Source organism: Pseudomonas sp. SIMBA_068 (genome assembly GCF_046534705.1).
Lineage (GTDB): Bacteria > Pseudomonadota > Gammaproteobacteria > Pseudomonadales > Pseudomonadaceae > Aquipseudomonas > Aquipseudomonas putida.
The window spans coordinates 732196-759022 of the sequence record NZ_JAWRYI010000001.1 but is presented as its reverse complement, the minus strand read 5'-3'; the positions used below and the strand labels follow the sequence as shown (position 1 = coordinate 759022).

The following is a 26827-nucleotide window of genomic DNA, read 5'->3' as shown; positions in this document are numbered from 1 at the left end:
AAACGGACCAGCCGGATGGGGATGCAGGCCATCGGCCAGCTCTGATACCCACGCGCTCCTACCGCTGACCGCGATAACTTGTTAGAGCTCCGGGTCCAACCCCGCCTTGTCGCCATGCCAGTCAAACCGCTCCACTTCATGCCTGCGCTTGCGGAAGCTGTACGGCGTCTCGCCATACTGCTTGCGAAACCACAGGATGAAGTGCGACGCATCGGAAAACCCGCACGCCAACGCAATGGTGGTGATGTTCTGGCTGGTGTTCACCAGCAACCGCCGGGCATGGTCCAGGCGCAACTTGCGCCAGTAGTTGGCCGGCGGCTCCTGAGTATTAGCCACAAATTCACGGTGCAACTGCCGGGGGTGGGTGCCCACCGCTTCAGCCACGGCCTTGAGCGTCATCGAGGCATCCAGGTTGGCGCGCATGAAGCTGATCGCCCGCTGCACGCGGTCGTTCTGGTACACGCATTCGCTGGCCGTCTTCTCCTGCTCTTCGGCGCGCTCATCCACCAGCAGGTATTCCAGCCCCTTCTGCGCCCGCACTGCGCCGCAATGCCGGCGGATCAGGTTGGCCGCCAGGTCAATGGCCGTGCCGCCCGGGCAAGTGATGATGCCGCGGTCGTCCACGTAGCTCTTGTCGATCACCGCCGTGGCCAGTGGAAAACGCTCCTTGAACTCGTCACGCAAGGTGAAATGCAGCGCACAGCGCCGGCCATCGAGCAGCCCGGCTTTGCCAAGCACGAACGACCCCGAGCACAAGGCGATTATCGGGATATTCGCCGCATGCACCTCACGCAGCGCATCCAGCAGCCAGGCCGGCGGGTTGCGGGTTTCGTCCAGCAGGCCACCGGCCAGCACCACATAGTCGTACTGGGCAAACAGGTTGAGCGGCTTGGTCGGCGAAATGGGCATGCCGCAACTGGCGGTGATCGGCTGGTCGTCCAGCGTCATCCAGTCCCACTGGCACAACACCTGCTGGCTGCGGAATGACTTGTCCGCAGCAAAGCGCAGCGAGTCCACCAACCCCGCCACCGGCACCAGGGTGAAGTGGTTCATCAGCACGAAGCCTACCCGTAGTTCGGGCTTGACCTGCGCAGTGATGGCGTGGGCTTGTACCGGTTGTTCTTGTTGTTCGGCAAACATGGACGCTGGCCTCGTTACATCGGTAATGGTGCCATTCTAAAGCGCGCCCTGCGTCCGTCATATCATATGCATCCCCACAAATAGGAAATCCGTGACAAAAGGCGGCGCCGTTCTATCAATTGTCATGGCTGTAATATCAGCCCCCAGCCCCGGCTGAGCATCATGTAGGCACAAGACAAACATGCTCAGAGGCACCCCTCATGTACCGTGGATTCTGGTATGCCCAGGCGCTGGACCTGGACAACGACCTGGCCCCTGCCCTGCAGGACTCGATTCAAGCCGACGTGTGCATCGTCGGCGGTGGCTTCCTTGGCTTGTGGTCGGCCATCCGCCTAAAACAGGCGCACCCGGAAAAAACCATCGTCATCGTCGAGCGCGACCGCTGCGGCTCGGGGGCCAGCGGGCGCAACGGTGGCGTGGCCACCAACTGGTGGGGCAAGTACCTGTCGGTGCGCACCATCTGCGGGGATGTCGAGGCGCGGCGCATCTGCGAGGCGGCGGAGTCGGCCATCGACGAGATCGGCAGCTTCTGCCAGGAGCACGGCATCGACGCCCAGTACCGCAAGGACGGCTGGCTGTGGACGGCCACCAACCAGCGGCAGATGAACTCCTGGCGCGTGCTCACCGACGGCCTGCAGAAACTCGACGTAAACCCGTTCCAGGAACTGGACCGCCAGACCATTCGCGGCCGCGTCGGCTCGCCACTGGTGCTGGGCGGCATCTTCGACCCCAACGCCGCGACCGTACAGCCCGCCATGCTGGCCCGCGGCCTGCGCTGCGTGGCACTGAAACTGGGCGTGCAGATTTTCGAGAAATCGCCGTTCACTCACCTGCAGCGTGGCAAGCACCCGGTGGTGCACACCGCCAAAGGCCATGTAAAAGCCAACCACGTGGTGCTGGCGCTCAACGCCTGGGGCGCGCAATTTCCCGAGCTGCGCCGGATGATCGCGATCATGTCCAGCGACATGGTTGCCACCGCGCCGGTCAAGGCCAAGCTCGACGCCATCGGTTTCAGCGGCGGCGAATGCATGACCGACTCGCGCACCGTGCTCAACTACTGGCGCAACACCCCTGACGGGCGCGTGGTGTTCGGCAAGCCGCTGGGCCAGTTCGCCTATGCCGGACGCATCGGCGACCTGTATGAAAAACCCTCGCCGGCCGCCGACAAGGTCGCTGCCGAACTGCGCCGCCTGTACCCGCAGTTGCAGGATGTACCGGTGGTCAGCAGTTGGACCGGGCCGATTGACCGGGCCATGAAGGGCCTGCCCAACTTCGGCTACCTCGACCATCACCAGACCGTCAGCTACGGCATCGGTTTTTCCGGCAACGGCGTGGCCACCACCGTGTTTGCCAGCCGCATCATCAAGTCCTTGGCCACCCATGCCAACGACGAGTGGACCAACTGTGGCCTGGTCAACCAGAAGATGAAGCTGCTGCCGCCAGAGCCGTTGCGCTTCTTTGGCGCGCATCTGGTTCGCGATGCACTGGTGCGCAAGGAATCGCTGGAAGACCACGACCAGGATGCCGGCTTCATCACCCGCCAGCTTGTGGGCATGGCGCCCGCCGGTTACGTGCCCGCGCAGAAAAAATAAGGACAAGACCGTGAGCGAACATATCGTCTTCCTTGACGACGAAGGCCTGGCGCCTTCCACCCGCCTCAAGCGCCCCGACTGCGATCACACCTGGCAGCAGTACGCCTACACCCACCCCGACCAGATGCTTGAGCACCTGAAAGACGCGACGGTGGCGCTGACCTGCAGCGTACCCCTGCGCGAAGAGCACCTGCGCCAGCTGCCCAGGCTGAAGATGATCTCGCTGGCCCTGACCGGCCGCGACATCGTCGATGTCGACTACTGCGAAGCCCACGGCATCGAAGTGTCGAGCGTACCGGGCTATGCCGCCAACACCGTGGCCGAGCACAGCCTGGCGATGATCCTTGAGCTGTTCCGCCGCCCGGCCGCGTTCACCCGCCTGATGCGCCAGGTGCATGCCGGCGACAAGCCGTACCAGAACATCTACTTCAACCACCGCATCCGCGATGTGCGCGACAAGCAGTTGGCAATCATCGGCAGCGGCCCGATTGCCCTGCGCCTGGCACACCTGGCGCGGGCATTCGGCATGCAGGTGCTGTTCGAAGACCGCAGCGGCAAGCGCCAGGGCGCCGATTGCCGGCCGCTGGCCGAGCTGCTGAAAAGCTGCGACGTGCTGTCGATCAATTGCCCGCTCACGCCAGAAACCCACAACCTCATTGATGCCGGGCAGCTGGCATTGATGAAGCCCGATGCCATCGTGGTCAACACCGGCCGCGGCGGCGTGGTCAACGAAGCGGCGCTGATTCAGGCGCTGCAACAGCGGCGCCTGGGCGGTGTGGCGCTGGATGTAGTGGAAGTGGAGCCGCTGCACCCCAGCAACCCGTTGTTCGAACTGATCGACCGCGACGACTTCCTGCTCAACCCGCACATCGCCTGGAGCAGCGAAGACGCCATGCAGCAGCTGATGGACAGCGCCGTGGACAACATCAGCGACTTCGTCGCCCGCCAGGTTTCTGAGAAAAGGACTCGCACTGCATGACCCTTGTCACCAAAAACCGCTACGTCGATGGCGCCTTCGTGTTCTTTACCCGGGTGAAGACCACCTACCAGTTGGCCTGACCCTACCTCGGGGGCCGCGCGGCGGCCCCGACAATCTCCAGCCAGCAAAGGGAACTACCCGCCCCCCCGGCCCTCTTAAACACTGAGTGGTTTATTTCCCTGTGCTTCACGCTATTGGAGAACTCGACATGCGCCACCTACTCCTCGCCCCTGCGCTGCTGCTCCTGCTGCCTGCCGGTGCTGCCCTGGCCCGCGTCGATGCGGGCGACGTCGCCACCTCGGCCGGTGTTTCCGCTTCGCTGTATTCGACCTTCAAGGACGACAAACGGATCATCCCGGCGCGTGACGAGCTTTCGGCTTTCGTCGCCAGCGGCGGTGCAATCCGTGGCGCCTATGTAGAGTCGGCGCTGGAACAGGCGCGCAAGGACCATCCTGGGCTGCAGGCCAATGATGAAGAGCTGGCCAGGGCTATTCTTTCCCAGGATGACCGCATAGCCGATCATTGATGCAATCCTGTGCCAGCCCTTTCGCGGGCAAGCCCGCGCAAGGGCTGGCACAGGCAGCATCACCCCCAACCATCCATGCGCATGGTTGCCCGCACCAAACGCTGCTCTTCCTGTTCGATCTCCCGCAAACTGTCGCGTATCCCGTTGATATGCTCACGCGCCGCCCGCTGGGCCTGCTCCGGCAGTTGCTCCATCACCGCGTGATACAGCCGCGCATGCTGCCGATCAATCTGGCGTTTCTGCGCAGGGCGGCAATACAGGTTGTTGACCGACGCAAACACCGTGCTCAAGGTCAGGTCACTGAGCGATTGCAGGGTATGTACCAGCACCGGGTTGTGCGACGCCTCGCTGATAGCCCGGTGGAAGGCATGGTCACGGCGGGCGTGCTCACGGGCGTCCAGCGCCTCTGCCGCCTCGTGGGCCGCCAGCATTTCTTCATAACGCCGGCGAATCAGCAAGCGGTCGACCTCGGTGGCGCGTAACGCCGCCAGCCGCGCCGACTCGGCCTCCAGCAACGCCCGCACCTCCAGCAGGTCGAACAGCGTGCGTGGCTGCGAGCTGAACAGGTGCATCAACGGTGTGGTACCCGCCTGCCCCGTCAGGTCGGCAACGAACGAGCCTCGCCCCTGCTCGGTGTCGATGATGCCGCGCCCACGCAAAATGCGTAGCCCTTCGCGCAGGGCCGAGCGTGAACAACCCAGCTTCTCTACCAACCGCCGCTCCGAAGGCAGGGCCTGGCCCACCTTCAGCACGCCGTCGACGATCAGTCGCTCCACCCGCTCGGCCACCTGGTCGGCGACCTTGGCCTTGCCATCAGTAACCACTGCGCACCCTCCTGCTGGTAGGACCAGTTAGACAACGTGCTCCAATCTAGCCGGGTAAACCCATCAATAACCAGTAGACCGAAGAAAAACTGGTAGGACCAGTGCCTGCCATGCTCGACCACTGCTGCTGGCACGCGCAGGCTGCAACGGTGACCGCTTTGCCAACAACAACAAAAACCGTTGCCGAGTGAGCCGATGAATATCCTGTACGACGAACGCGTCGATGGCGCGCTGCCCGCCGTGGACCAGGCAGAGCTGCTGCAGGCACTGCGAAGTGCCCTGCCGGACCTCGATATCCTGCACCGCGAAGAAGACCTCAAACCTTACGAATGCGATGGCCTGTCGGCCTATCGCACGGTACCGCTGCTGGTAGTACTGCCCGAGCGCCTGGAGCAGGTGCAGACGCTGCTCAAGCTGTGCCACCAGCGCCACGTACCGGTGGTCGCCCGTGGCGCCGGCACCGGCCTGTCGGGCGGTGCCCTACCGCTAGCCAAGGGTATCCTGCTGGTGATGGCGCGCTTCAACCGCATCCTGGAGGTCAACCCGCAGGGCCGCTACGCCCGTGTGCAGCCCGGCGTACGTAACCTGGCCATCTCCCAGGCTGCCGCACCCCATGGTATGTACTACGCACCAGACCCCTCCTCGCAAATTGCCTGCTCCATCGGTGGCAACGTCGCCGAGAACGCAGGTGGCGTGCACTGCCTGAAGTACGGCCTGACCGTGCACAACCTGCTCAAGGTGGACATTCTCACGGTCGAAGGTGAACACCTGACCTTGGGCAGCGATGCCCTGGACAGCCCCGGCTTCGACTTGCTGGCGCTGTTCACCGGTTCTGAAGGCATGCTCGGCATCGTCACCGAAGTTACCGTGAAACTGCTGCCCAAACCTCAGGTGGCGCGGGTGCTGCTGGCCAGTTTCGACAGTGTCGAAGACGCTGGCCGGGCGGTGGCCGAAATCATCGCTGCCGGCATCATTCCAGGCGGCCTGGAGATGATGGACAACCTGGCAATCCGCGCCGCCGAAGACTTCATCCACGCCGGCTACCCCGTGGACGCGGCGGCCATCCTGTTGTGCGAACTGGATGGCGTGGAGGCCGATGTGCACGACGACTGCGAACGGGTGGCCGCCGTGCTGACCCAAGCCGGCGCCCGCGAGGTACGGCTGGCCTGCGACGAGGCCGAGCGGGTGCGTTTTTGGGCCGGGCGCAAGAACGCCTTCCCGGCGGTGGGGCGCATCTCCCCGGACTACTACTGCATGGACGGCACCATCCCACGCCGCGAACTGCCGCGGGTGCTCAAGGGCATCAGTGACCTGTCCAGCGAATACGGCCTGCGCGTGGCCAACGTGTTCCACGCCGGCGACGGTAACATGCACCCGTTGATCCTGTTCGATGCCAACCTGCCCGGCGAGCTGGAGCGGGCCGAAGCCATCGGCGGCAAGATCCTCGAACTGTGCGTGGCGGTGGGCGGCAGCATTACCGGCGAGCACGGCGTAGGCCGCGAAAAAATCAACCAGATGTGCGCGCAGTTCAACAGCGATGAAATCACCTTGTTCCACGCGGTCAAGGCCGCCTTCGACCCCCAGGGCCTGCTCAACCCCGGCAAGAACATTCCCACCTTGCACCGCTGCGCCGAGTTCGGCGCCATGCACGTGCACCACGGCCAACTGCCGTTCCCCGACCTGGAGCGCTTCTGATGAGCATGAACCGCGACATCAGCCAGGCCCTGCTGGAGCAGGTCAACCAGGCCTTGAACCAGGGCACGCCACTGCGTATCCAGGGCAGCAACAGTAAGGCCATGCTCGGCAACCCGGTGGCCGGCGAAGTACTCGACACCCGCAGCCACCGTGGCATCGTCAGTTACGACCCGACCGAACTGGTGCTCACCGCCCGGGCAGGCACACCGCTGCGCGACATAGAAGCAGCCCTGCACGAGGCTGGCCAGATGCTGCCCTGCGAACCCCCGCACCTGGGCCCCGAGGCCACTTTGGGCGGCATGGTCGCGACGGGCCTGGCCGGCCCCAGGCGGCCGTGGGCCGGGTCGGTACGTGACTACGTGCTCGGCACGCGGGTGATCACCGGTCACGGCAAACTGCTGCGCTTTGGTGGCGAGGTGATGAAGAACGTGGCCGGTTACGATGTATCTCGGCTGATGGCGGGCAGCTTTGGTTGCCTGGGGTTGTTGACGGAGGTGTCCCTGAAAGTGCTGCCTCGGCCGCGCGAATGCCTGAGCCTGCGCCTGCCGATGGGCTGCCACCTGGCATTGGAAGCGCTGGCCGAGTGGGGGCAGCAGCCACTGCCGATCAGCGCCGCCTGCCATGACGGCGACGCGCTGTACCTGCGCCTGGAAGGCGGTGAAGGCTCGGTGCAGTCGGCACGTCAGCGCCTGGGCGGCGATACCCTCGACAGCGGTTTCTGGAGCGACCTGCGCGAACAGCGCCTGGCGTTCTTCAACGACCCTGCGCCGCTCTGGCGCTTGTCACTGCCCAACGCCACCGGCGAGCTGCACCTGCCCGGCCGGCAACTGATCGACTGGGGGGGGGCCCAGCGCTGGCTGAAATCCAGCGCACCGGCGCAGGCAATTCGCGACCACGTCGCCAAGGTGGGTGGCCACGCCACCTGCTACGCCCCCGGTGCAGCCAGCAGCCCGCCCCTGCCCGCCGCATTGATGCGTTACCACCGCGCCCTCAAGCAGCAGCTCGACCCCCAGGGGGTATTCAACCCTGGCCGCCTGTACCCGGACCTGTGAGGCCAGACCATGCAAACCAACCTGAGCGAAACATCCCGCCAGCTGGCCCGCGCCGACGAAGCCGAAAGCATCCTGCGGTCCTGCGTGCACTGTGGTTTCTGCACCGCCACCTGCCCCACCTACCAGCTGCTGGGCGATGAACTGGACGGTCCGCGCGGGCGTATCTACCTGATCAAGCAAATGCTCGAAGGCGAGCCGGTAACCGCCAGCACCCAACTGCACCTGGACCGCTGCCTGACCTGCCGCAACTGCGAAACCACCTGCCCATCCGGGGTCAAGTACCACGACCTGCTGGACATCGGCCGCGCCGTGGTCGAACAGCAGGTACCACGCCCGCTTGGCCAGCGCCTGCTGCGCCAGGGCCTGCGCGCGGTGGTGCCGCGCCCGGCACTGTTCAAGGCCCTGACCCGCGGCGGCCAAGCCCTGCGCCCGCTGTTGCCGGCCACGCTCAAGCGCAAGCTGCCGGCGCGGATGACCCCACCCGGCCAGCGCCCGGCACCGCGCCATGTACGCCGGGTGCTGATGCTGGAAGGCTGCGTGCAGCCGGCACTGTCGCCCAATACCAATGCCGCCGCCGCACGCCTGCTGGACCGCCTGGGCATCAGCATCGAACCCATCCACCAAGCCGGCTGCTGTGGCGCGGTGGACTACCACCTCAATGCCCAGGAGCAAGGCCTGCAACGTGCACGGCGCAATATCGACGCTTGGTGGCCGGCCATCGAAGCAGGCGCCGAGGCCATCGTGCAAACCGCCAGCGGCTGCGGCGCGTTCGTGCGCGACTATGGCCACCTGCTGGAGCACGACCCGCGCTACGCAGCCAAAGCAGCAAGGGTCAGCGCCCTGTCCCGCGATCTGGTAGAAGTATTGCGCGATGAGCCGGTCGAGCAACTGGGACTGTGCGCCGAACAACGCCTGGCCTTCCATTGCCCCTGTACGCTGCAACACGCCCTGAAACTGGGGGGCGCGGTAGAGGCGCTGCTGACGCGCCTGGGCTTTACCCTGACCCCGGTGCCGGACGGCCACCTGTGCTGCGGCTCGGCTGGCACCTATTCGCTGACCCAGCCAGCGCTATCGCTGCAACTGCGTGACAACCGCCTCAACGCACTGGAAAGCGGCAAACCGCAAGTCATCGCCACCGCCAACATCGGCTGCCAGGCCCACCTCGACGGGGCCGGGCGCACGCCAGTACGGCACTGGATCGAAATCGTCGAAGCAGCCTTGAACCCGGAGACCCCTCATGCATAGCAAGTTCGTTATCGGCCAGGCCGAAGTCGCCCGTGTGCTGACCGCCGCCCGCCAGGAAGCCCTGGCCCAACACTGGAACGTGACCATCGCCGTGGTCGACGACGGTGGCCATCCCCTGGCCTTGGAGCGCATGGATGGTTGTGCGCCGGCCAGTGCCTACATTGCCCTGGAAAAAGCCCGGACTTCCGCGCTGGGGCGCAAGGAAACACGGGATTACGAGGAAATGGTCAACGGTGGCCGTACCGCATTCGTCACCGCACCGCTGCTGACCAGCCTGGAAGGTGGCGTGCCATTGCGGGTGGATGGCCAGGTGGTGGGTGCCATTGGCGTGTCCGGGGTCAAGTCCGAACAGGACGCCCAGGTGGCCAAGGCTGGGGCTGCTGCCCTGTAAATTCTGTACCGGCCTCTTCGCGGGCTTGCCCGCTCCCACCGGCATCGCACAGGTCTGAATCCCTGCACAGTACCTGTGGGAGCGGGCAAGCCCGCGAAGAAGCCCGCACAGGCGACTGAATTTCCGAAGACCGAACATCGAGCGAACACACAATGCCAAACGAACTCCAGATCGCCCCCACCCTCCAGCGCTTCATCGAAGACGAAGTCCTCCCCGGCACCGGCATCGAAGCCAACGCCTTCTGGCAAGGTTTCAGCACCCTGGTCCACGACCTCGCCCCGCAAAACCGCGCCCTGCTCGCCGAACGCCAGCGCCTGCAAACCGAGTTGGACAACTGGCACCGCCAGCATCCCGGCCCGATCCACGACATGGCCGCCTACCAGCACTTCCTGCAAGGCATCGGCTACATCGTCGACGCCCCCGAAAACGTGCAGATCAACACCGCCAACGTCGACCGCGAAATCGCCGTGCAAGCCGGCCCGCAGCTGGTCGTGCCGCTCAGCAATGCTCGCTACGCCCTCAACGCCGCCAACGCACGCTGGGGTTCCCTCTACGATGCGCTGTACGGCACCGATGCCATTGCCGAAACCGCTGGCGCCGAACGCGGCCAGGGCTACAACCCGGTACGCGGCGCCAAGGTGATTGCCTATGGCCGGCAGTTCCTCGACGCTAGCGCCCCACTCGACGGTGCATCACACAGCGACGCCAAGGCCTATGCGATCAACCAGGGTACGCTGCACGTGACGTTGGCCGACGGCCGCCAGGTCGGGTTGCAGAATCCAGCACAACTTCATGGCCACCAGGGTGAGCCGAGCACACCCACGGCGATCCTGTTGCAGCACCACCGGCTGCATTTCGAAATCCGAATCGACCCGACCAGTGCAATCGGCCAACAGGACCTGGCCGGGGTCAAGGACATCGCCCTGGAAGCCGCACTGACCACCATCATCGACTGCGAAGACTCGGTAGCTGCCGTGGATGCCGACGACAAGGTCAACGTCTACCGCAACTGGCTGGGCCTGATGAAGGGCGACCTCAGCGAGCAGGTCAGCAAAGGCGGCAAGACCTTCAGCCGCACCCTGGCCGCCGACCGCCAGTACCAGGGTGCAAACGGCCAACCCCTGACGCTGCCGGGCCGCTCGCTGCTGTTCATCCGCAACGTCGGCCACCTGATGACCAACCCGGCCATCCATGACCGCGATGGCCGGGAAATCCCCGAAGGCATCCTCGATGCCGTGGTCACCAGCCTGATCGGCCTGCACGATCTCAAGCGCCGCGGCAACTCCCGCGAAGGCAGCCTGTACATCGTCAAGCCGAAGATGCACGGGCCGGCCGAAGTGGCCTTCGCCGACCAGCTGTTCGGCCGTGTCGAGGCCCTGCTGGGCTTGCCTGCGCATACCCTGAAGATGGGCATCATGGACGAGGAGCGGCGCACCAGCGTCAACCTCATGGCCTGCATCGCCAGTGCCGCATCACGGGTGGTGTTCATCAACACCGGCTTCCTCGACCGCACCGGGGACGAGATGCACAGCGCCATGGAAGCCGGCGCCATGCTGCGCAAGGGCGACATGAAAGGCACCGCCTGGATCCAGGCCTACGAACGCAGCAACGTGCTAGTCGGCCTGGCCTGTGGCCTGCGCGGCAAGGCGCAGATCGGCAAGGGCATGTGGGCCATGCCTGACCTTATGGCGGCCATGCTCGAACAAAAGGTTGCCCAGCCAAAGGCCGGTGCCAACACCGCCTGGGTACCGTCGCCCACTGCCGCCACGCTGCATGCGCTGCACTACCACCAGGTAGACGTCGCCGCCGTGCAACAGGCGCTTGAACAGGTTGACCTGGGCGCCCAGCGCCAGGCGTTGCTGCATGATCTGCTGAGCATTCCGGTCAGCCCCGAACGGGCGTGGAGTGCCGCAGATATCCAGGCCGAGCTGGACAACAACTGCCAAGGCATCCTCGGTTACGTGGTGCGCTGGGTCGAGCAAGGGGTCGGCTGCTCCAAGGTGCCTGACATTCACGATGTGGGCCTGATGGAGGACCGCGCCACCCTGCGCATTTCGGCGCAGCACATTGCCAACTGGCTGCACCATGGGGTGGTGGATGACGAACAGGTCGAAGCGAGCCTGCAGCGGATGGCCAGGGTGGTCGACCAGCAGAATGCCGCAGACCCGGCGTACCGGCCGATGGCGGCCGGTTTCGAGGCATCGCATGCCTTCCGCGCTGCGCGGGAGCTGGTGTTCAAGGGGCGTGAGCAGCCGAGTGGGTATACCGAACCGTTGTTGCATGGCTGGCGGTTGCGCTTCAAGCAGGAGGTACAACGCTAGCCCTGGCTGCGCCGCTCCTACACTTGATCGGTGCAGGCCGGCGAATTTTGCCGCCGGCCTCTACCACCTGCCAGTCAAGGGAGGTAGTTCGGCGCATTCAGAAATTTCCCACAGCCCTCTCAGAACCGTCCTACTTGCTGCCTCTACACACAGAAAACAAGATCGGTGTTGGACAACGCAAGGTCGCGATCCAGAGGAGGTTCCGTATGCACCTGTACGCCCGCTCCATTGCCGAACTGCGCAGCAGCCTGCGCGAAATGCTGACCCATGACATCAGCAACCCCGACGAAGACCCCCACCTGTCGGGGGTGATGTTCTTCTGCGCCACCGATGAGCACTCTCGGCAACTGATCGAACGTATCGAGTTGCTGGCCAGCGAGGTGTTCTTCGACCCGAACGGGCGGGCCATTACCGAACACCTGAAAGCTGCCGCAGTGGATGGCGTGCGTATCAAGCGCAACCGCCAGGCGCCAGCGGACGAGACAGTGATCCGCATCGCGGTGGCGGACAAGGGCTATATCACCGTGAGCACCGCCCGGTTCTGAGCATTTTGGGGCTGCTTTGCAGCCCCATGCCCTTCCCTGTCCAATCCGCTATCCTGAGCACTCCCCCGCTCCGGACCACCCCATGGAACTGCACATTCGTCTGGAAGGCCGCAAAGGCCTGGCCGATCAGCTTTACCAGCAACTGCGCGCCGGTATCGACAGCGGCCACCTGGCCGCTGGCACCCAACTGCCGCCCACCCGCCTGCTGGCTGAACAACTGGGCGTATCGCGCAAGACCGTGGCCGAGGCCTACTCACGGCTGAGCTACGACAACCTGCTCAGCGGCGTGGTCGGCCGTGGCACGTTCATCACCCCGCGCCAACCACGGCGCAGCCATGAGTCCGCCAGCGTTCCCCTGGCCGGTGCCGCATCCCTTGAACGCTGGCAGCAGCGCGCCACCGTGCTCGCCCAACGCCAGCTGCAAACGCCCTCGCGCTATGACTTTGTCGGCGGGGCATCGAGCAAGTCGCAGTTCCCGTTCGACCAATGGCGCAGCTGCCTGAATTACGCCCTGCGCCGCAGCCAGCGTCACCCCGAGCGGCAGTTCCAGGCGCAGGGCCTGCCGGAGCTGCGCGAAGCCATTGCCCACCACATCGCCTACGCCCGCGGCGTGCACTGCAGCGCGGCCGACCTGCTGGTGTGCAACGGCGCCCAGCAAGCGCTGGACCTGATTGCCCGGGTACTGGTCGAGCCAGGCTGCCAGGTGGCCATGGAAGACCCCGGCTACCCGCCGGCACGGCAACTGTTCCTGGCCCTCGGGGCACACCTGCAATCGGTGCCGGTAGATGATGAAGGCCTGTGCGTGGAGCAGATCGCCGACGGCACCCGGCTGATCTACGTAACGCCCTCGCACCAGTTCCCGCTGGGCATGCCCATGAGCGAGCCGCGCCGGCATGCCTTGCTGGCGCGAGCTGCCGAGCTGGGCGCACTGATCATCGAAGATGACTACGACTGCGAGTTCCGCTACCACGGGCCAGCCTCGGATGCCCTGCAGCGCCTCGACCGGCATGGCCTGGTGGCCTACGTGGGGACCTTTTCCAAAACCCTGCTACCCGAGTTGCGGCTGGGTTATGCCGTGCTGCCACCAGCCGTACTGCAGGCCACTTGCGTGGCCAAGCACCTCAGTGACTGGCACAGCCCGACTTTGCTGCAGTGGGCGTTGGCGCGCTTTTTGGGCGAAGGCCACCTGAACAAGCACATCCGCCGCTGCCACGAGGTCTACAGCACCCGCCGCGAGCGCATCCTGGCGCGCCTGGGTGGCGACCTGGCACCATGGTTCAGCGCAATCCCCGCCAGCGCCGGGTTTCACCTCAGCGCCTTGGCCGCGCCCGGGGTGGATGTGGAGATGCTGGCCAACCTCGCACGCAAGGTAGAGGTCGGCCTGTATTCACTGGCGCCATTCTTCAGCGAAGCGCCGGTACGCCCGGGGCTGTTGCTGGGCTTCGGCGCCATTGAACTGCTGGACATCGACCCGGCACTGGACCGGGTGCGCGATACCCTGCAACGCCTCAGTTGACTGGCACGGGCTTGCCTGTTGGGACTGGGCGCGCGATGGCTGCGGCATAGCCACGCGGGTTGAAGCAGGTGGTCACCAGCAGCATGGCCAGTACCGTCACGGTGAGCAGCGTCCACGACGCCTGGAAGTCGCCACTCATGTCACGCAGCCAGCCGGTGATATACGGCACGATACCGGTGATGATGAAGCCGATGCCCTGCACGAACGCCGCCAGGCTGCCGGCCTCGGCGGGCGTCTTCAGGTGCTCCAGGGTCAGCGTCAGGCTTTGGCTGAAGCAGGCGCCCAGGCCAAAACCGATCATCGCAACCCACAGCCCCGAAGCCTGCGTAGGTGCCAGCAGCAGGCCAAGGAAGCCGGACAGCTGGATTGCCAGCGCCAACCACAGGCCTGGGCGGCGGTCAGCCCAGCACCGCAGCAACAGCGGCAAGCCCAGTGCACCGGCTACCTGGAAGACCGTCATCAGGCCAACCAGGTCTGCGCCGCCCTGAGCACTGCCGCCGTGCTCGATATGGTACGCCGGCAGCCACGCCACCATGCTGGTGTAGCCGCCATTGATCAGGCCGAAGTACAAGGCCAGCAACCAGGCCCGGCGCGTGCCGAACCAGTGCCCGCCAGCGGCCCCGGCCAGCTTTGGCGGCCCCTGCCGAGGCCGCAGCACGGCCCAGGCCAGCAGCGCCAGCAGTGCCGGGATCGCCCACAGGCCCAGGCCGACCTGCCAGTGACCGAAGTGGCCGCTGATATGCGGGCCAAGCACGGCAGCCATGCCGCCACCACTCATCAACGCTGCCGAGTACAGCCCCATCGCCCCCGCCAGGCGGCTTGGAAACCAGCGGTTGACCAGGCCCGGCATCATGCCCTGCACCACCGCCACGCCCAGGCCGGCGACCACCGCACTGGCAATCAACGCCCAGGCGCTGTCCAGTTGCAGGCGCCACAGGCAGGCCAGGGCAATTGCAGCCAGGCCACCGAGCATGCCGCCATGCTCGCTGATCCAGCGTCGCAGCCACGGCTGCAGCAACGGCACCAGGCCCATGCACAGCACCGGCAACGCCGTCAGCAGGGCGGCCTGTTGGTAGCCCAAGCCGGTGCTGGCGCGCATGGGTTCGAGTAACGGGCCGATACTGGTCAGGATCGGCCGCAGGTTCAGCGCCAGCAGAATCACCAGCAACAGGTTCAAAGCAGCTCTCATTGTGCATCGGTTCTCTGGTAGCAGGACCGGGCCATTATCCCGGCTTGCCAACCCTGGCAGAAATGAAGAGATTGGATGCTTGCCAGTGGCCACCTGAATGGACGATTGGCCTCCGGCTTATGTGTGCAATTGGCTATCGGGGAGGCCAAAGGGCAGCGCTACAGTAGAGCCATTCCCACCCCACACCTTTTGGAGACAGCCATGCACAACCGTATCGAATGGGCCAAGCACGCCCCGGAAGCCTACAAAGCCATGGTCGGCCTGGAACAGGCCCTGGCCAAGAGCGGCCTGGAGAGCTCCCTGCTGGAGCTGGTGCGCCTGCGGGCCTCGCAGATCAACGGCTGCGCCTACTGCGTCAACCTGCACGCCAACGATGCCCGCAAGGCCGGTGAGACCGAAGCACGCTTGCAGACCTTGAGCGTGTGGCGCGAAACCGCCTACTTCACCCCCCGTGAACGTGTGGCGCTGGCCTGGGTCGAGAGCCTGACCCGCCTGCCGGAGCGTGGGGCACCCCAGGGGGAATATGAAGCCTTGCAGGAGCACTTCGAACCGACCGAAGTGGCCAACCTGACCCTGGCGATTGCCACCATCAATGCCTGGAACCGCTTCGGAGTCGGGTTTGCCATGGTGCCGGCCTGATCATGCCTCATTACCTGCACCGGCCTTTTCGCGGGCACGCCCGCTCCCACAGGGACTGCGCAGGTTTCAGATCCCGTGGGGGCCTGTGGGAGCGGGCGTGCCCGCGAAGAGGCCGTTGCAGGTGACACATCAACGCCCGGCCAACCGCGCCCGATAGCTGCCGGGGCTCTGCCCGGTCCACTTCTTGAACGCCCGGTGAAACGCACTCGGCTCCTGGAACCCGGCCTGCTCGGCTATCTCGGCAATGCTCAACACCCCCTCGCGCAACCGCTCGAAGGCCATCGCCCGGCGCACCTCATCCTTGATCTGCTGGTACGACCGCCCTTCCCGCTCCAACTGCCGGCGGAACGTGCTGGCACTGATCCCCTGCAGCTGCGCCAGCGCCGCCAAGGTCGGCCACTGCCCATAGTGCCGGGCGCGCAAATGCCGGTACACCTCCGCCACCAGCCCGTTCTGGTTGCGAAAGCGGATCACCAACCCCTGCGGCGCACTGCGCAGAAAGGTTTTCAGGGTCGCCAGGTCCTGCACCACTGGCAAACGCAGGTAGGCGCTGTCGAACTCCACTTCGGTACGCCCGCTGCCCAGGCGCAAGTCCGGCCCCCACAGCAGCAGGTCGTCTTCCTGGGCCGGGCGCGACACGGCCAGCTCGGTGCGGTCGATGGCGATGCGCCGCCCGGCCAGCCAGCACAGCATGCCGATCATCAGCACCAGGTAGGTTTCCTCGGCATACACCCGGGTCAGTGGGTCGGCAATGTTCGACTGCACGCTGATCAGCGCGCGCCCAGCGCGCACCGTCAGGCTGCCGCGCAGGTCGCGCAGGAACAGGCCGAAGCCACCCAGGCACTGACGCAAGGCCTTTTCCAGGTTCGGTTCAAGGATCAGCCCCCGGCAGATCAGGGCGAAACTGCCCAGCGGCATGCCATGGCTGTCGAGGCGGAAGAACTCATCGTCCAGGCGCTGAATCTGTGCCAACCACAGCTCGGAGAACGCCTTGGCCGGTACGCGTGCCTGGGGCTGTTCGAGCAATTGCGGGTCGATGCCAACGGCACGCAGCTGCGCATCACGCTCGGCTGGGCAGTCGCGCAGGGCGTGGAGCATGGCATTGAGAAAGTACACGGCGACCGAATCGCTATCGCGCATGGTGGTTTTCGCTGTCTATGCTGAGTGGCAAAAAGTGCCAGGTTGTTTGAACAGATCCGGCATAGGCTGCAACAGAGCCTTTGCCTAGACTCGATCCCACTCCGGGACCGCCGGCCATTCTCGCAGAGCCTGGCCCGGTCCCGCCATGCCTAAGCTTACGGAGCCTCTATGAGCAGCCCAGAAATCTACGTCGTCAGTGCCGTGCGTTCCGCCATCGGTGGTTTTGGAGGCTCGCTCAAGGACCTGCCCCTGGCCGACCTGGCCACTACCATCACCCGCGCCGCCATCGAGCGCTCGGGCGTGGCCGCCGAGCAGATCGGCCATATGGTCATGGGCACGGTGATCCCGACCGAACCGCGCGATGCCTACCTGTCGCGGGTTGCCGCGATGAACGCCGGCATCCCCAAGGAAACACCTGCCTTCAACGTCAACCGCCTGTGCGGCTCGGGCCTGCAGGCCATCGTCTCTGCCACCCAGTGCCTGCTGCTCGGTGATGCCGATGTGGCCGTTGCCGCCGGTGCCGAGTCCATGAGCCGTGGCCCGTACCTGCTGCCGCAGGCACGCTGGGGCGCGCGCATGGGCGACCTGCAAGGCATCGACTACACGGTCGGCGTGCTGCAGGACCCGTTCGAACACTTCCACATGGGCATCACCGCAGAAAACGTCGCCGCCAAACACGGCATTACCCGCGAAATGCAGGATGAACTGGCCCTGACCAGCCAGCGCCGCGCCGCCCGCGCCATTGCCGAAGGCCGTTTCGACAGCCAGATCGTCCCGGTGGAGCTGAAAAGCCGCAAAGGCACCGTACAGTTCGCCGTGGACGAGCACGTGCGTGGCGACGTTACCGCCGAGCAACTGGCCAGCATGAAGACCGTGTTCAAGAAGGACGGCACCGTGACTGCAGGCAACGCCAGCGGCATCAACGATGGCGCGGCCGGCCTGGTGCTGGCCAGCGGTGACGCGGTGCGTCGCCTGGGCCTGAAGCCGCTGGCGCGCCTGGTGGGCTACGCCCACGCCGGTGTCGAGCCCGAGCTGATGGGCCTGGGCCCGATCCCGGCCACCCGCAAGGTGCTGGAAAAGACCGGCCTGAAACTGCAGGACCTGGACGTGATCGAGTCCAACGAAGCGTTCGCCGCCCAGGCCTGCGCCGTGGCCCGCGAGCTGGGCTTCGACCCGGATAAGGTCAACCCCAACGGTTCGGGCATTTCCCTGGGCCACCCGGTGGGTGCCACTGGCGCGATCATCGCGACCAAGGCCATCCATGAACTGCAGCGCATCCAGGGTCGCTACGCCCTGGCCACCATGTGCATCGGTGGCGGCCAAGGCATTGCCGTGGTCTTCGAGCGCGTCTGAGGGAGCCTGACACATGAGTATTGAACAGATCGCCGTGATCGGCGCCGGCACCATGGGCAATGGTATTGCCCAGGTGTGTGCAGTAGCTGGCTACCAGGTGCTGCTGGTGGATGTTTCCGACGCGGCGCTGGAGCGCGGCGTGGCCACCTTGAGCAAGAACCTCGAGCGCCAGGTCAGCAAAGGCACCCTGGATGCGGACAAAGCGGCAGCGGCAAAAACGCGCATCCGCACCAGCACCGACTACGCCCAGCTCAGCAGCGCGCAGCTGGTGATCGAGGCCGCCACCGAAAGCCTGCAGCTCAAGCAGCGCATCCTGCAGCAAGTGGCCGCCAACGTCGCCAACGACTGCCTGATCGCTACCAATACCTCGTCGCTGTCGGTCACTCAGCTGGCCGCCAGCATCGAGCACCCCGAGCGTTTCATTGGCGTGCACTTCTTCAACCCGGTGCCGATGATGGCGCTGGTCGAGATCATCCGCGGCCTGCAGACCAGCGACAGCACCTATGCCCAGGCACTGGTGGTCACCGAAAAGGTCGGCAAGACGCCGATCACCGCCGGTAACCGCCCAGGCTTCGTGGTCAATCGCATCCTGGTGCCGATGATCAACGAAGCGATCTTCGTGCGCCAGGAAGGCCTGGCCAGCGCCGAGGACATCGACACCGGCATGCGCCTGGGCTGCAACCAGCCCATCGGCCCGCTGGCCCTGGCCGACCTGATCGGCCTGGACACCCTGCTGGCGATCATGGAGGCCTTCCATGAAGGCTTCAGCGACAGCAAGTACCGACCTGCCCCGCTGCTCAAGGAAATGGTCGCGGCCGGTTGGCTGGGGCGCAAGACCGGCCGCGGTTTCTTCACCTACTGAGGACAAGCCGCCATGCCCCCGGTCAATGCCGCAATGCGCTGTGCCAGCTTTGAGGAGCGACGTGACCGGGCCATGGCGCTGTTTGCCGAAAAGGGCTTTGGCCAGGTCAGCATGCGCGAGCTGGCGGCCCATGTGGGGCTGACGGCAGGCTCGCTGTACCACCACTTTCCCAGCAAGCAGGACCTGTTGTACGACTTGATCGAGGAGTTATACGAAGAACTGCAGGCCACTTTGGACCAAGGCCGCCGGGCCATGGCACGCGGGGCCTCGGCACTGGGCTGCCTGATTGCAGCACACTGGCAATTGCATGCCGAGCGGCCGATGCAGTTTCGGCTGGCGGAGCGCGACTTGTGCTGCCTGAGCGATGACCAGCAGGCGCGCCTGGCCTTGTTGCGCAAACGTTATGAGGCGGGGTTGCTGAGGCTGATCGCGCCGCAGGCGAAGTTGCAGGGGCAGGCATTGGTGGCCACAGCGCATGTGGTGGCGACGCTGCTGAACCAGTTGCCGGGGATGTTGAAGGCATTGCCCGAGGAACAGGGGCTGGGGCTGATGGAGAGCATGTTGGCAGGTGGTATAGAGCGGACCCTGCGATAGCCTGTACTGGCCCTATCGCCGGCAAGCCAGCTCCCACGGTTACGCTGCAGATCTCAAGGCCTGTGCAGTACTTGTGGAAGCTGGCTTGCCGGCGATAGGGCCACCAGCTTTAACGCAAAAGTCTCTGGATCTGCTCGTGCAAGGTGTCCAGGTCAAACGGTTTGGCCAGGATCGGTGCCTTGCGGGTGATCGGGCTGCCTGACTCGAGAATCTCTGCCGGGTAGCCACTGATGAAGATTACCTTCAGGTCCGGGCGCAGCTTCACCGCGGGCTCGGCAATCTCCACCCCGGAGATGCCACCCGGCAAGCGGAAGTCCGTCACCATCAGGTCCAGGTGCGGTTTGCTGGCCAGGATGGCAAACGCCTGCTCGCCATCTTCGGCCACCAGCACGTGGTAACCCTCACCTGCCAGGTAATCACGCAAAATCATGCGAATCGCCGGTTCATCCTCGACGACCAACACCACATCTTGTGCATCTTCACTCATGTTAACGCCTTGAAATTCTTACAGTTGGCCATCAGACCCCAGGCTTACGCAGAGGTTGCCCGAGCCTGGTCGTTTTGTTCTTTGAATGTTGCCAGCGGCAATTGCAGGGTGAATGTGGCGCCCTTGCCTTCCTCGCTTTCAACCCGTATCCGGCCACCGTGCGCCTGCACGATCTGTTCGGAGATGTACAACCCCAAACCCAAGCCCCCGGTGGCTTGCTGGGCAGCGACCCGCTCGAATTGCTGGAAGATCCGCTGCTGGTTGGCGGCGCTGATACCGATGCCGTGGTCCTGCACCTGCACCCAGGCCATGCCCTCCTGCTCGAACACCCGCACCTGCACCGGTTTGCGTTCGCCGTAACGCATGGCATTGGACAACAGGTTGGCCACTACTTGTTCAATCCGGAATTCGTCCCACTCACCCTTCAATGCTTCACAGCGCTGCAGTTCGATGTGTGTTTCCAGGGCCATCGCCTGGGCGGTGAAGTTTTCCACCAACCCGCGCACCAGTTGGCCGAGGTTGAACAGCCTGGGACGCAGCGACAATTTACCGGTACGGATGCGCGAAACATCCAGCATGTCTTCGACCAACCGGATCAGGCTGTTGATCTGCCGCTCGTCGCGCTCGACCATGGCCTGCAGCTTGTCGGCGCTGAAGGCATCCAGGTTGCCCCGTGCCAGGTGCATCTTGCGCAACTGGGTTTCCAGGATCAGACCATTGAGCGGCGTACGCACTTCGTGGGAGACGATCGACATGAAGTCGTCACGCATGCGCACTGCATGCTCCAGCTCACATCGCGCCACCTGCAGCTGGCTGAGCAACAGCTCCTGCTCCTGGCGGCTATGCTCCAGGGCTTCCAGCTGCCGGCCCAGCACCTTGCGCTGGCGGAACAGGTCGACGAACACCGAGACCTTGCTTTTTACCGCCAGGGTATCGAGCGGCTTGTGCAGAAAGTCCACGGCGCCGCTCTCGTAGCCCTTGAAGGCATAGTTCATCTCGCGACCTGCGGCGCTGACGAAAACGATCGGGATGTTCTTGGTCTTGTCGGTGCCGCGCATCAGCTCCGCAAGTTCGAAACCGTTCATGCCCGGCATCTGCACATCCAGGATGGCCAGCGCGAACTCGTGCTCGAGCAGCAACGACAACGCCGCTTCGGCAGACTGGGCCTGGTGCACCTCGCGGTCGTCGCCCTGGATCAGGGCATCGAGCGCCAGCAGGTTTTCCGGCAGGTCGTCGACAATCAGCAGTTTGGCGGTGGTGTGGCTTAGCATGCGCTGTATTCCAGGGTCGCGAGCAGCTGCCCGATACCACTCAGAGTAAGGATATGGTCGGGCTGGTGCAGGGCCAGGGCGGCCTCCGGCATCAGGGCGACCTGTGCGTCGCGAGGGTCTTGGACTATCGTGCGGCCCCCATTGTTCTTGATATAGGCAAGGCCCCTGGCGCCGTCTTCGTTGGCACCGGTGAGCAGCACGCCAAGCAGGCCGTCGCCATAGGCATCGGCCGCCGAGATGAACAGAAAATCGATTGCTGGACGCGAGAAATGAACGGGTTCTTCCTGGCTCAGCGACAGCGTCAGGTCGTGCTCCACCGACAGGTGGTAACTCGGACCCGCCACATAGATCTGCCCGCTGCTGATGCGTTCCTTGTCACGTGCCTCGTGCACCGGCCGATGCAGCCGACGCTGCAGCACTTCGGCCAGTTGGCTATGGCGGTCGTCCGGCAGGTGCAGCACGCAGAGCACGGGTAGGGCAAACGCAGGTGACAGCGCGCCGAGCACTTCAAACAATGCCGCCACGCCTCCAGCCGAGGCGCCGATCACCACTGCGCGTACGCCGTTCATGATTTCCGGAAGATCCGTTCGGGCTTGACCAGCGGCTCGAACCGGTCGCTGTAGGCCGAAAAGTCCACCGACTCCTTGCTGCCCAGCACCAGGAAACCCCGGTGGCAGAGCGACTCATGGAATAGCCCGAGGGCGCGGTCCTGCAGCTCCTTGTTGAAGTAGATCAGCACATTGCGGCACGACACCAGCTGGGTCTCGGAGAACACGCTGTCGGTGGCCAGGCTGTGGTCGGCGAAGGTCACGTTGTCGCGCAGGCTGCTGTCCATGATGGCGTTGCCATAGGCCGCTGTGTAGTACTCGGTAAAGTCACGACGGCCGCCGGCCAGACGGTAGTTTTCCTCGTACTCGCGCATGCTCTGCATCGAGTAGATACCCTGCTTGGCCCGGTCCAGCGAATGCGGGTTGATGTCGGTGGCGTAGATGATGGTGCGCTCGAGCAGGCCCTCCTCACGCAACAGGATGGCCATCGAATACACCTCCTCGCCTGTGCTGCAGCCCGCGATCCAGACCTTGATCGAGGGCCAGGTACGCAGCAGCGGCACCACTTCGTTGCGCACGGCAAGGAAGTGGTCAGGGTCGCGGAACATCTCGCTGACCGGGATCGTCAGGTACTGCAGCAACTGCATGAACATGCCGGGGTCGTGCAGTACGCGCTCCTGCAGCGCCGATACCGTCAGGCAGTCGAACTGGCGCAGCGCATGCAGGATCCGGCGCTTGATCGAGGCGCCGGAATAATTGCGAAAATCGTAGCTGTACTTGAGGTAGATGGCCTCGATCAGCAAGCGGATTTCAATGTCGGTGTTACGTTCGCTAATCAAATTCGCTCCAGTTGCGGCAGCCATACACGAATCAACGAGAACAAACGGTCCAGGTCGATCGGTTTGGCCAGGTAATCATTGGCTCCGGCCTGCAGGCAACGCTGCTGGTCATCCTTCATGGCCTTGGCGGTCACGGCGATGATCGGCAGTTTGCGCCAGCGCGGTTGCTGGCGGATCAGCCGGGTGGCCTCGAAGCCGTCCATTTCCGGCATCATCACGTCCATCAGCACCAGGTCGATGTCGTCATGCTGCTCCAGGCGCTCGATGGCCTCGCGGCCGTTACGGCCAATCTCGACGATGGCACCCTTGTGCTCCAGGGCACTGGTCAGGGCGAAGATATTACGCACGTCGTCGTCCACCAGCAGCACCTTGCGCCCCTCGAACACCTTGTCGCGGCTACGCGCAGTCTTGAGCATGCGCTGGCGTTCGTTGGACAGCTGCGATTCTACCTTGTGCAGGAACAGCGTCACTTCGTCGAGCAGGCGCTCCGGCGAACGCGCGCCCTTGATGATGATCGACCGCGAGTACTTGAGCAGATCGGCTTCTTCTTCGCGGGTCAGGTTGCGCCCGGTGTACACGATTACTGGCGGGAAGGAGCGGATATCCTCGGCGGTCATGCGCTTGAGCAGCTCGTTACCGAGCATGTCGGGCAGCTTGAGGTCGATGATCATGCAGTCGTAGATGTTCTCGCGCAACAGCGCCAAGGCATCCTGAGCCATGGCCACGGCAGTGATCTCGATGTCGTCGTCGCCAATCAGCCGGGCGATGCTTTCGCGCTGCAGGTCGTCGTCCTCCACCAGCAGGATATGCTTGAGCTTTTGCGTAAGCTTGGCTTCCAGGCGAGCGAAGACTTCCTTGAGCTCCTCGCGGCTGGTGGGCTTCACCGCATACCCCACCGCGCCCATGTGCATGGCCGCCTCGACGCGGTCTTCCACCGAAATGATGTGCACCGGGATATGGCGGGTGCCGGCCTGCTCCTTGAGGCGCTGCAGCACGGTCAGGCCCGAGTGGTCGGGCAGGCGCATGTCCAGCAGGATGGCATCCGGTATGTACTGGGCCGCCAGTTCGAAGCCTTCGTCGGCACCATGAGCCACCAGGCAGCTGTAGCCCAGTTCGTGCGCAAGGTCAAAGAGGATGCGGGCAAAGTTGGGCTCGTCTTCGATCACCAGAATGCACCGGGTATCGAAGGGTGCCCGCTCGCGGTCGTCGGCAAAGGTCGGTGCCGGGCGCATGGCAGCAGAGGACACCGGCACTTGCGGTGCAGGCGGCAACGCGTCGACGGCAGGGCGCAGGCTTTGCGGCTCGATGTCTTCGGCCTCGGCGGCGTAGCGTTCCGGCAGAATCAGGCTGAACACACTGCCTTGGCCAGGGGTGCTTTCGACATTGATCTGGCCACCGAGCAAATGCGCCAGGTCACGGGAGATCGACAGGCCCAGGCCGGTGCCACCGTAGCGGCGGTTACTGGTGCCATCGACCTGATGGAAGGCGCCGAAGATCGCCTGCTGCTGATCGGCAGCAATACCGATGCCGCTGTCGCGCACGGCGAACACGATACCGCTGCCAGCCTGGAAGCTGACGTTCATGCTGACCTGGCCACGCTCGGTGAACTTGATGGCGTTGGACAACAGGTTCTTGAGGATCTGCTCCAGGCGCTGGCGGTCCGTGAAGAGGGTGGCCGGCACCTGCGGCTCGACCTTGACCTCGAAGGCCAGGCCTTTGTGGCCGGCAAGCGGCTGGAACATGCCGCGCAAGCCTTCTGCCAGGCGCTCGACCTGGGTAGTTTCGGGGCGTACTTCGAGTTTGCCGGCCTCGACCTTGGCGATGTCGAGAATGTCGTTGATCAGGTTGAGCAGGTCGTTGCCGGCCGAGTAGATGGATTCGGCGAACTTGACCTGCTCCTCGCTGAGGTTGCCTTCGCCGTTTTCTGCCAACAGCTTGGCCAGGATCAACGAGCTGTTCAGCGGCGTGCGCAGCTCGTGGGACATGTTGGCGAGGAATTCGGACTTGTATTTGCTCGATCGCTGCAAATCGTCGGCGCGGGCCTGCAATTCCAGCTGCGCCCGGCCCAGTTCATCGTTCTTGCGGTCGAGCGCATCGGTGCGTTCCGACAACTGCTCGTTGGTCTGCTCCAGCTCGGCCTGTTGGGTCTCCAGGTGGGCTTGGGACTCCTTAAGCACTCGTGACTGCTCTTCAAGCTCTTCGTTGGCAGTCTTGAGTTCTTCCTGCTGCACCTGCAGCTCTTCATTCAGTTGCTGGGTTTCGGCCAGCACTTCCTGCAGGCGCTGACGATAACGGGCGCTTTCGATGGACATACCGAGGTTGCCGCCGACGCGTTCCAGCAGCTCTTCATCGCGTTCTTGCAGGGGGCGCAGGAAACCCAGCTCAATCACCCCGTTGATCTGACCGTCTTCGGTGGCCGGCATCAGCAGCGCACTGCGCGGCAAGCCGCTGCCCAGGCCGGAACTGAGGCGATAGAAGTCTTCTGGCAGGTCGTCCAGGCGCAAAAGGCGGCCTTCGCGCACCGCCTGGGCCAACAGGCCGTCGTGGTCCAGCCTGATCTGCTCGCGGGCCTGCTCTTCGGCGCCCATGCCATAACAGGCCACGCGCACCAGGCGGCCATGCTCGTCGCGCACATACACGGCGCCCACCACGCTGCCCAGATAAGAAGCGAAGAAGCGCAGGATGTTGTCGCCGAGCATGGGCAAGGTCAGTTGACCGAGCACCTGTTGAGCCAGCTGGGTCTGGCCGTTGCGCAACCAGGCCTGGTGCTCCAGACGCTGCGCCGAGCGCTGCTGGGCCTGAAGGTTTTCATCGTAGCTGGTCGACAGGGCCAGCAGGTCTCGACGGCCGAGGTACGCCAGCAAACCACTGAGGCTGACGATGAACAGCACGAAGGCCGAAATCGCCGTCACAGTAACCGAGCTGACCGTTTCGTTCCGGGCCATGCGCAGCTGTTGTTCGGTGCTGATCAGGCCATCGAATTCCTTGCGGATTTCATCGGTGATGCGCTTGCCCCGGCCATTGCCGATTGAGGCCTGGTAATCGCCCTGGCTGCGGCGCAGGGTGATCATCTCGTTGCCGAACTCGTTCCAGGCGTGCTGCAAGGCAATCAGCCGGTCGATGCGATCAACCTGCTGCGGGTTGTCCTCGACCATCGCGCGCAGGCTTTGCAGGCTACCGAGAATACGTGGCTTGGCCACCTCGTAGGGGTCAAGGAAACGCTCGTCACCCGTGATCAGGAAGCCGCGCATACCGGTTTCCATGTCGATCGACAGTTTGACCGTCTCGTTGGCATTGCCGATCACCCGGTCGGTATGCTCGACCCACTGCATGGCCGAAAGCAGGTAATTGATAACCGCGACGAAGGCCACCGCACCCAGCAAGCCAACCCCCAAGGGTAGGCCGATGTTACGGCTCAACAGTTTGCGGAAGCTTCGCTGGTCCATCGAGGCTGCTTGAATCATGTGAAAACGCCCGAGCAAGAAAAGTCCATTGGAAAAGAGTGGCGGATTGTTGTTATCTGCCACTGCGCCGTCCTGATAAGCGAGTCTAACCAGCTTTACCGGGTCTGGCAGGGCATTTAGCCAGTATTTGAAGGCGCAGTGCGCCAATCGTTCCATCTGATTGCAGGGATCGGTATCCTCGGGAACTTCTGCTGCCAACCGGAGCACAGATTAAAGACATTCATTGCACAGGACCCAAGCCATGCACCTTCTGGTAGTCGAAGATGACGACATCGTCCGTATGCTGATGGTCGAAGTGCTCGACGAGTTGGGCTACTCGGTCATCGAAGCCGAAGACGCCGCAGCCGCGCTGCGCGTGCTCGAAGACCCGAACCAGACACTGGCACTGATGATGACCGATGTGGGTTTGCCGGACATGCGCGGTGAGGTACTGGCGGTTAAAGCACGCGAGTTGCGCCCGTTGCTGCCCGTGCTGTTCGCCAGTGGCTATGCCGACAGTATCAATGTGCCCGAGGGCATGCACCTGATCGGCAAGCCGTTCAGCATCGACCAGTTGCGCGACAAGGTGATGGCCATTCTCGGTCCGGTTTGAGATTGGGGCGGCCTGGGCCGGCC

General features: G+C 64.2%; 24 protein-coding genes. 15 read left to right on the top strand and 9 right to left on the bottom strand.

All coding sequences use genetic code 11. The features are described from left to right. Window positions 1-81 precede the first annotated feature (81 nt). Entirely contained in the window at window positions 82-1140 is a 1059-nt protein-coding gene (locus tag SB756_RS03570; RefSeq protein ID WP_341798384.1) for a GlxA family transcriptional regulator, read from the bottom strand. A 200-nt stretch (window positions 1141-1340) separates the two neighbouring features. Here SB756_RS03570 and SB756_RS03565 point away from each other — a divergent pair, with 200 nt between their 5' ends. From SB756_RS03565 to SB756_RS03555, 3 genes are all read left to right on the top strand, one after another. Next, window positions 1341-2732 carry an NAD(P)/FAD-dependent oxidoreductase gene (locus SB756_RS03565; RefSeq protein ID WP_341798383.1) on the top strand — a complete coding sequence of 464 codons (1392 nt, stop codon included), beginning with the start codon at window positions 1341-1343 and terminating at the stop codon, window positions 2730-2732. Between the two features lie 10 nt (window positions 2733-2742). After that, entirely contained in the window at window positions 2743-3711 is a 969-nt protein-coding gene (locus SB756_RS03560) for an NAD(P)-dependent oxidoreductase (protein WP_341798382.1), read from the top strand. 208 nt (window positions 3712-3919) lie between these two features. Continuing rightward, entirely contained in the window at window positions 3920-4237 is a 318-nt protein-coding gene (locus tag SB756_RS03555; RefSeq protein ID WP_016487609.1) for a DUF2388 domain-containing protein, read from the top strand. A gap of 59 nt (window positions 4238-4296) precedes the next feature. Here SB756_RS03555 and glcC read toward each other — a convergent pair whose 3' ends face one another. Then, on the bottom strand, window positions 4297-5061 hold the full coding sequence (gene glcC, locus SB756_RS03550) for a transcriptional regulator GlcC (RefSeq protein ID WP_341798381.1): 765 nt from the start codon (window positions 5059-5061) through the stop codon (window positions 4297-4299). 195 nt (window positions 5062-5256) lie between these two features. Between glcC and glcD the strand changes: the two genes are divergently transcribed. From glcD to SB756_RS03515, 7 genes are all read left to right on the top strand, one after another. Then, window positions 5257-6756, top strand: a complete 1500-nt coding sequence (gene glcD, locus SB756_RS03545; RefSeq protein ID WP_410910181.1) for a glycolate oxidase subunit GlcD — start codon at window positions 5257-5259, stop codon at window positions 6754-6756. Beyond that, window positions 6756-7808: a glycolate oxidase subunit GlcE gene (glcE, locus tag SB756_RS03540; RefSeq protein ID WP_410910180.1), complete on the top strand. Its 1053-nt coding sequence runs from the start codon at window positions 6756-6758 to the stop codon at window positions 7806-7808. Before glcD ends, glcE begins: the two co-directional genes overlap by 1 nt. A 9-nt stretch (window positions 7809-7817) precedes the next feature. After that, complete coding sequence (glcF, locus tag SB756_RS03535; protein WP_341798379.1) at window positions 7818-9053, top strand: glycolate oxidase subunit GlcF; 1236 nt, start codon at window positions 7818-7820, stop codon at window positions 9051-9053. Beyond that, complete coding sequence (locus SB756_RS03530) at window positions 9046-9444, top strand: heme-binding protein (RefSeq protein ID WP_410910179.1); 399 nt, start codon at window positions 9046-9048, stop codon at window positions 9442-9444. The genes glcF and SB756_RS03530 overlap by 8 nt, the downstream gene beginning before the upstream one ends. 152 nt (window positions 9445-9596) lie before the next feature. After that, window positions 9597-11765 carry a malate synthase G gene (locus SB756_RS03525; RefSeq protein WP_410910178.1) on the top strand — a complete coding sequence of 723 codons (2169 nt, stop codon included), beginning with the start codon at window positions 9597-9599 and terminating at the stop codon, window positions 11763-11765. A gap of 206 nt (window positions 11766-11971) precedes the next feature. After that, window positions 11972-12310, top strand: coding sequence for a hypothetical protein (locus tag SB756_RS03520; protein ID WP_016499130.1), 339 nt, complete (start codon window positions 11972-11974; stop codon window positions 12308-12310). A gap of 82 nt (window positions 12311-12392) precedes the next feature. Then, window positions 12393-13826 carry a PLP-dependent aminotransferase family protein gene (locus SB756_RS03515; RefSeq protein ID WP_410910177.1) on the top strand — a complete coding sequence of 478 codons (1434 nt, stop codon included), beginning with the start codon at window positions 12393-12395 and terminating at the stop codon, window positions 13824-13826. Here the strand turns inward: SB756_RS03515 and SB756_RS03510 are convergent. Further along, window positions 13819-15015 (bottom strand): cyanate transporter, encoded by a 1197-nt coding sequence (locus SB756_RS03510; RefSeq protein WP_341798375.1) that lies wholly within the window; start codon window positions 15013-15015, stop codon window positions 13819-13821. The two genes, SB756_RS03515 and SB756_RS03510, sit on opposite strands and share 8 nt — an antisense overlap. Before the next feature lie 201 nt (window positions 15016-15216). Between SB756_RS03510 and SB756_RS03505 the strand changes: the two genes are divergently transcribed. Continuing rightward, window positions 15217-15654 (top strand): carboxymuconolactone decarboxylase family protein, encoded by a 438-nt coding sequence (locus tag SB756_RS03505; RefSeq protein WP_016499127.1) that lies wholly within the window; start codon window positions 15217-15219, stop codon window positions 15652-15654. A 129-nt stretch (window positions 15655-15783) separates the two neighbouring features. Here the strand turns inward: SB756_RS03505 and SB756_RS03500 are convergent, their stop codons facing one another. Further along, window positions 15784-16794 (bottom strand): AraC family transcriptional regulator ligand-binding domain-containing protein, encoded by a 1011-nt coding sequence (locus SB756_RS03500; protein WP_410910176.1) that lies wholly within the window; start codon window positions 16792-16794, stop codon window positions 15784-15786. 168 nt (window positions 16795-16962) lie between these two features. Between SB756_RS03500 and SB756_RS03495 the strand changes: the two genes are divergently transcribed. The 3 genes from SB756_RS03495 to SB756_RS03485 are packed head-to-tail and all read left to right on the top strand — an operon-like array spanning window position 16963 to window position 19603. After that, complete coding sequence (locus SB756_RS03495) at window positions 16963-18147, top strand: acetyl-CoA C-acyltransferase family protein (protein WP_341798373.1); 1185 nt, start codon at window positions 16963-16965, stop codon at window positions 18145-18147. A gap of 13 nt (window positions 18148-18160) precedes the next feature. Next, complete coding sequence (locus tag SB756_RS03490; RefSeq protein ID WP_049275465.1) at window positions 18161-19009, top strand: 3-hydroxybutyryl-CoA dehydrogenase; 849 nt, start codon at window positions 18161-18163, stop codon at window positions 19007-19009. Window positions 19010-19021: 12 nt separating this feature from the next. Then, on the top strand, window positions 19022-19603 hold the full coding sequence (locus SB756_RS03485; protein ID WP_016499123.1) for a TetR/AcrR family transcriptional regulator: 582 nt from the start codon (window positions 19022-19024) through the stop codon (window positions 19601-19603). A 109-nt stretch (window positions 19604-19712) separates the two neighbouring features. On the opposite strand, the gene SB756_RS03480 is transcribed toward SB756_RS03485, so the two are convergent. The 5 genes from SB756_RS03480 to SB756_RS03460 are packed head-to-tail and all read right to left on the bottom strand — an operon-like array spanning window position 19713 to window position 26212. Further along, window positions 19713-20090: a response regulator gene (locus tag SB756_RS03480; protein ID WP_016487624.1), complete on the bottom strand. Its 378-nt coding sequence runs from the start codon at window positions 20088-20090 to the stop codon at window positions 19713-19715. A 44-nt stretch (window positions 20091-20134) separates the two neighbouring features. Then, a complete protein-coding gene (locus SB756_RS03475; protein ID WP_410910175.1) occupies window positions 20135-21361 on the bottom strand; it encodes an ATP-binding protein in 1227 nt (408 codons plus the stop codon). Next, window positions 21355-21930 carry a chemotaxis protein CheB gene (locus SB756_RS03470; RefSeq protein WP_341798371.1) on the bottom strand — a complete coding sequence of 192 codons (576 nt, stop codon included), beginning with the start codon at window positions 21928-21930 and terminating at the stop codon, window positions 21355-21357. The genes SB756_RS03475 and SB756_RS03470 overlap by 7 nt, the downstream gene beginning before the upstream one ends. After that, window positions 21927-22748 carry a CheR family methyltransferase gene (locus SB756_RS03465; RefSeq protein ID WP_341798370.1) on the bottom strand — a complete coding sequence of 274 codons (822 nt, stop codon included), beginning with the start codon at window positions 22746-22748 and terminating at the stop codon, window positions 21927-21929. The genes SB756_RS03470 and SB756_RS03465 overlap by 4 nt, the downstream gene beginning before the upstream one ends. Then, a complete protein-coding gene (locus SB756_RS03460) occupies window positions 22745-26212 on the bottom strand; it encodes a response regulator (RefSeq protein ID WP_410910174.1) in 3468 nt (1155 codons plus the stop codon). Before SB756_RS03460 ends, SB756_RS03465 begins: the two co-directional genes overlap by 4 nt. A gap of 241 nt (window positions 26213-26453) precedes the next feature. On the opposite strand from SB756_RS03460, the gene SB756_RS03455 reads away from it, so the two are divergent. Further along, a complete protein-coding gene (locus SB756_RS03455) occupies window positions 26454-26804 on the top strand; it encodes a response regulator (RefSeq protein ID WP_341798368.1) in 351 nt (116 codons plus the stop codon). Window positions 26805-26827 lie beyond the last annotated feature (23 nt).

Bases quoted from the DNA above. Each gene is read 5' to 3' on its own strand.
- SB756_RS03570 (WP_341798384.1), bottom strand. From the start codon at position 1,140: ATGTTTGCCGAACAACAAGAACAACCGGTACAAGCCCACGCCATCACT.
- SB756_RS03565 (WP_341798383.1), top strand. From the start codon at position 1,341: ATGTACCGTGGATTCTGGTATGCCCAGGCGCTGGACCTGGACAACGAC.
- SB756_RS03555 (WP_016487609.1), top strand. From the start codon at position 3,920: ATGCGCCACCTACTCCTCGCCCCTGCGCTGCTGCTCCTGCTGCCTGCC.
- glcD (WP_410910181.1), top strand. From the start codon at position 5,257: ATGAATATCCTGTACGACGAACGCGTCGATGGCGCGCTGCCCGCCGTG.
- glcE (WP_410910180.1), top strand. From the start codon at position 6,756: ATGAGCATGAACCGCGACATCAGCCAGGCCCTGCTGGAGCAGGTCAAC.
- glcF (WP_341798379.1), top strand. From the start codon at position 7,818: ATGCAAACCAACCTGAGCGAAACATCCCGCCAGCTGGCCCGCGCCGAC.
- SB756_RS03530 (WP_410910179.1), top strand. From the start codon at position 9,046: ATGCATAGCAAGTTCGTTATCGGCCAGGCCGAAGTCGCCCGTGTGCTG.
- SB756_RS03525 (WP_410910178.1), top strand. From the start codon at position 9,597: ATGCCAAACGAACTCCAGATCGCCCCCACCCTCCAGCGCTTCATCGAA.
- SB756_RS03520 (WP_016499130.1), top strand. From the start codon at position 11,972: ATGCACCTGTACGCCCGCTCCATTGCCGAACTGCGCAGCAGCCTGCGC.
- SB756_RS03515 (WP_410910177.1), top strand. From the start codon at position 12,393: ATGGAACTGCACATTCGTCTGGAAGGCCGCAAAGGCCTGGCCGATCAG.
- SB756_RS03510 (WP_341798375.1), bottom strand. From the start codon at position 15,015: ATGAGAGCTGCTTTGAACCTGTTGCTGGTGATTCTGCTGGCGCTGAAC.
- SB756_RS03505 (WP_016499127.1), top strand. From the start codon at position 15,217: ATGCACAACCGTATCGAATGGGCCAAGCACGCCCCGGAAGCCTACAAA.
- SB756_RS03500 (WP_410910176.1), bottom strand. From the start codon at position 16,794: ATGCGCGATAGCGATTCGGTCGCCGTGTACTTTCTCAATGCCATGCTC.
- SB756_RS03495 (WP_341798373.1), top strand. From the start codon at position 16,963: ATGAGCAGCCCAGAAATCTACGTCGTCAGTGCCGTGCGTTCCGCCATC.
- SB756_RS03490 (WP_049275465.1), top strand. From the start codon at position 18,161: ATGAGTATTGAACAGATCGCCGTGATCGGCGCCGGCACCATGGGCAAT.
- SB756_RS03485 (WP_016499123.1), top strand. From the start codon at position 19,022: ATGCCCCCGGTCAATGCCGCAATGCGCTGTGCCAGCTTTGAGGAGCGA.
- SB756_RS03480 (WP_016487624.1), bottom strand. From the start codon at position 20,090: ATGAGTGAAGATGCACAAGATGTGGTGTTGGTCGTCGAGGATGAACCG.
- SB756_RS03475 (WP_410910175.1), bottom strand. From the start codon at position 21,361: ATGCTAAGCCACACCACCGCCAAACTGCTGATTGTCGACGACCTGCCG.
- SB756_RS03470 (WP_341798371.1), bottom strand. From the start codon at position 21,930: ATGAACGGCGTACGCGCAGTGGTGATCGGCGCCTCGGCTGGAGGCGTG.
- SB756_RS03460 (WP_410910174.1), bottom strand. From the start codon at position 26,212: ATGATTCAAGCAGCCTCGATGGACCAGCGAAGCTTCCGCAAACTGTTG.
- SB756_RS03455 (WP_341798368.1), top strand. From the start codon at position 26,454: ATGCACCTTCTGGTAGTCGAAGATGACGACATCGTCCGTATGCTGATG.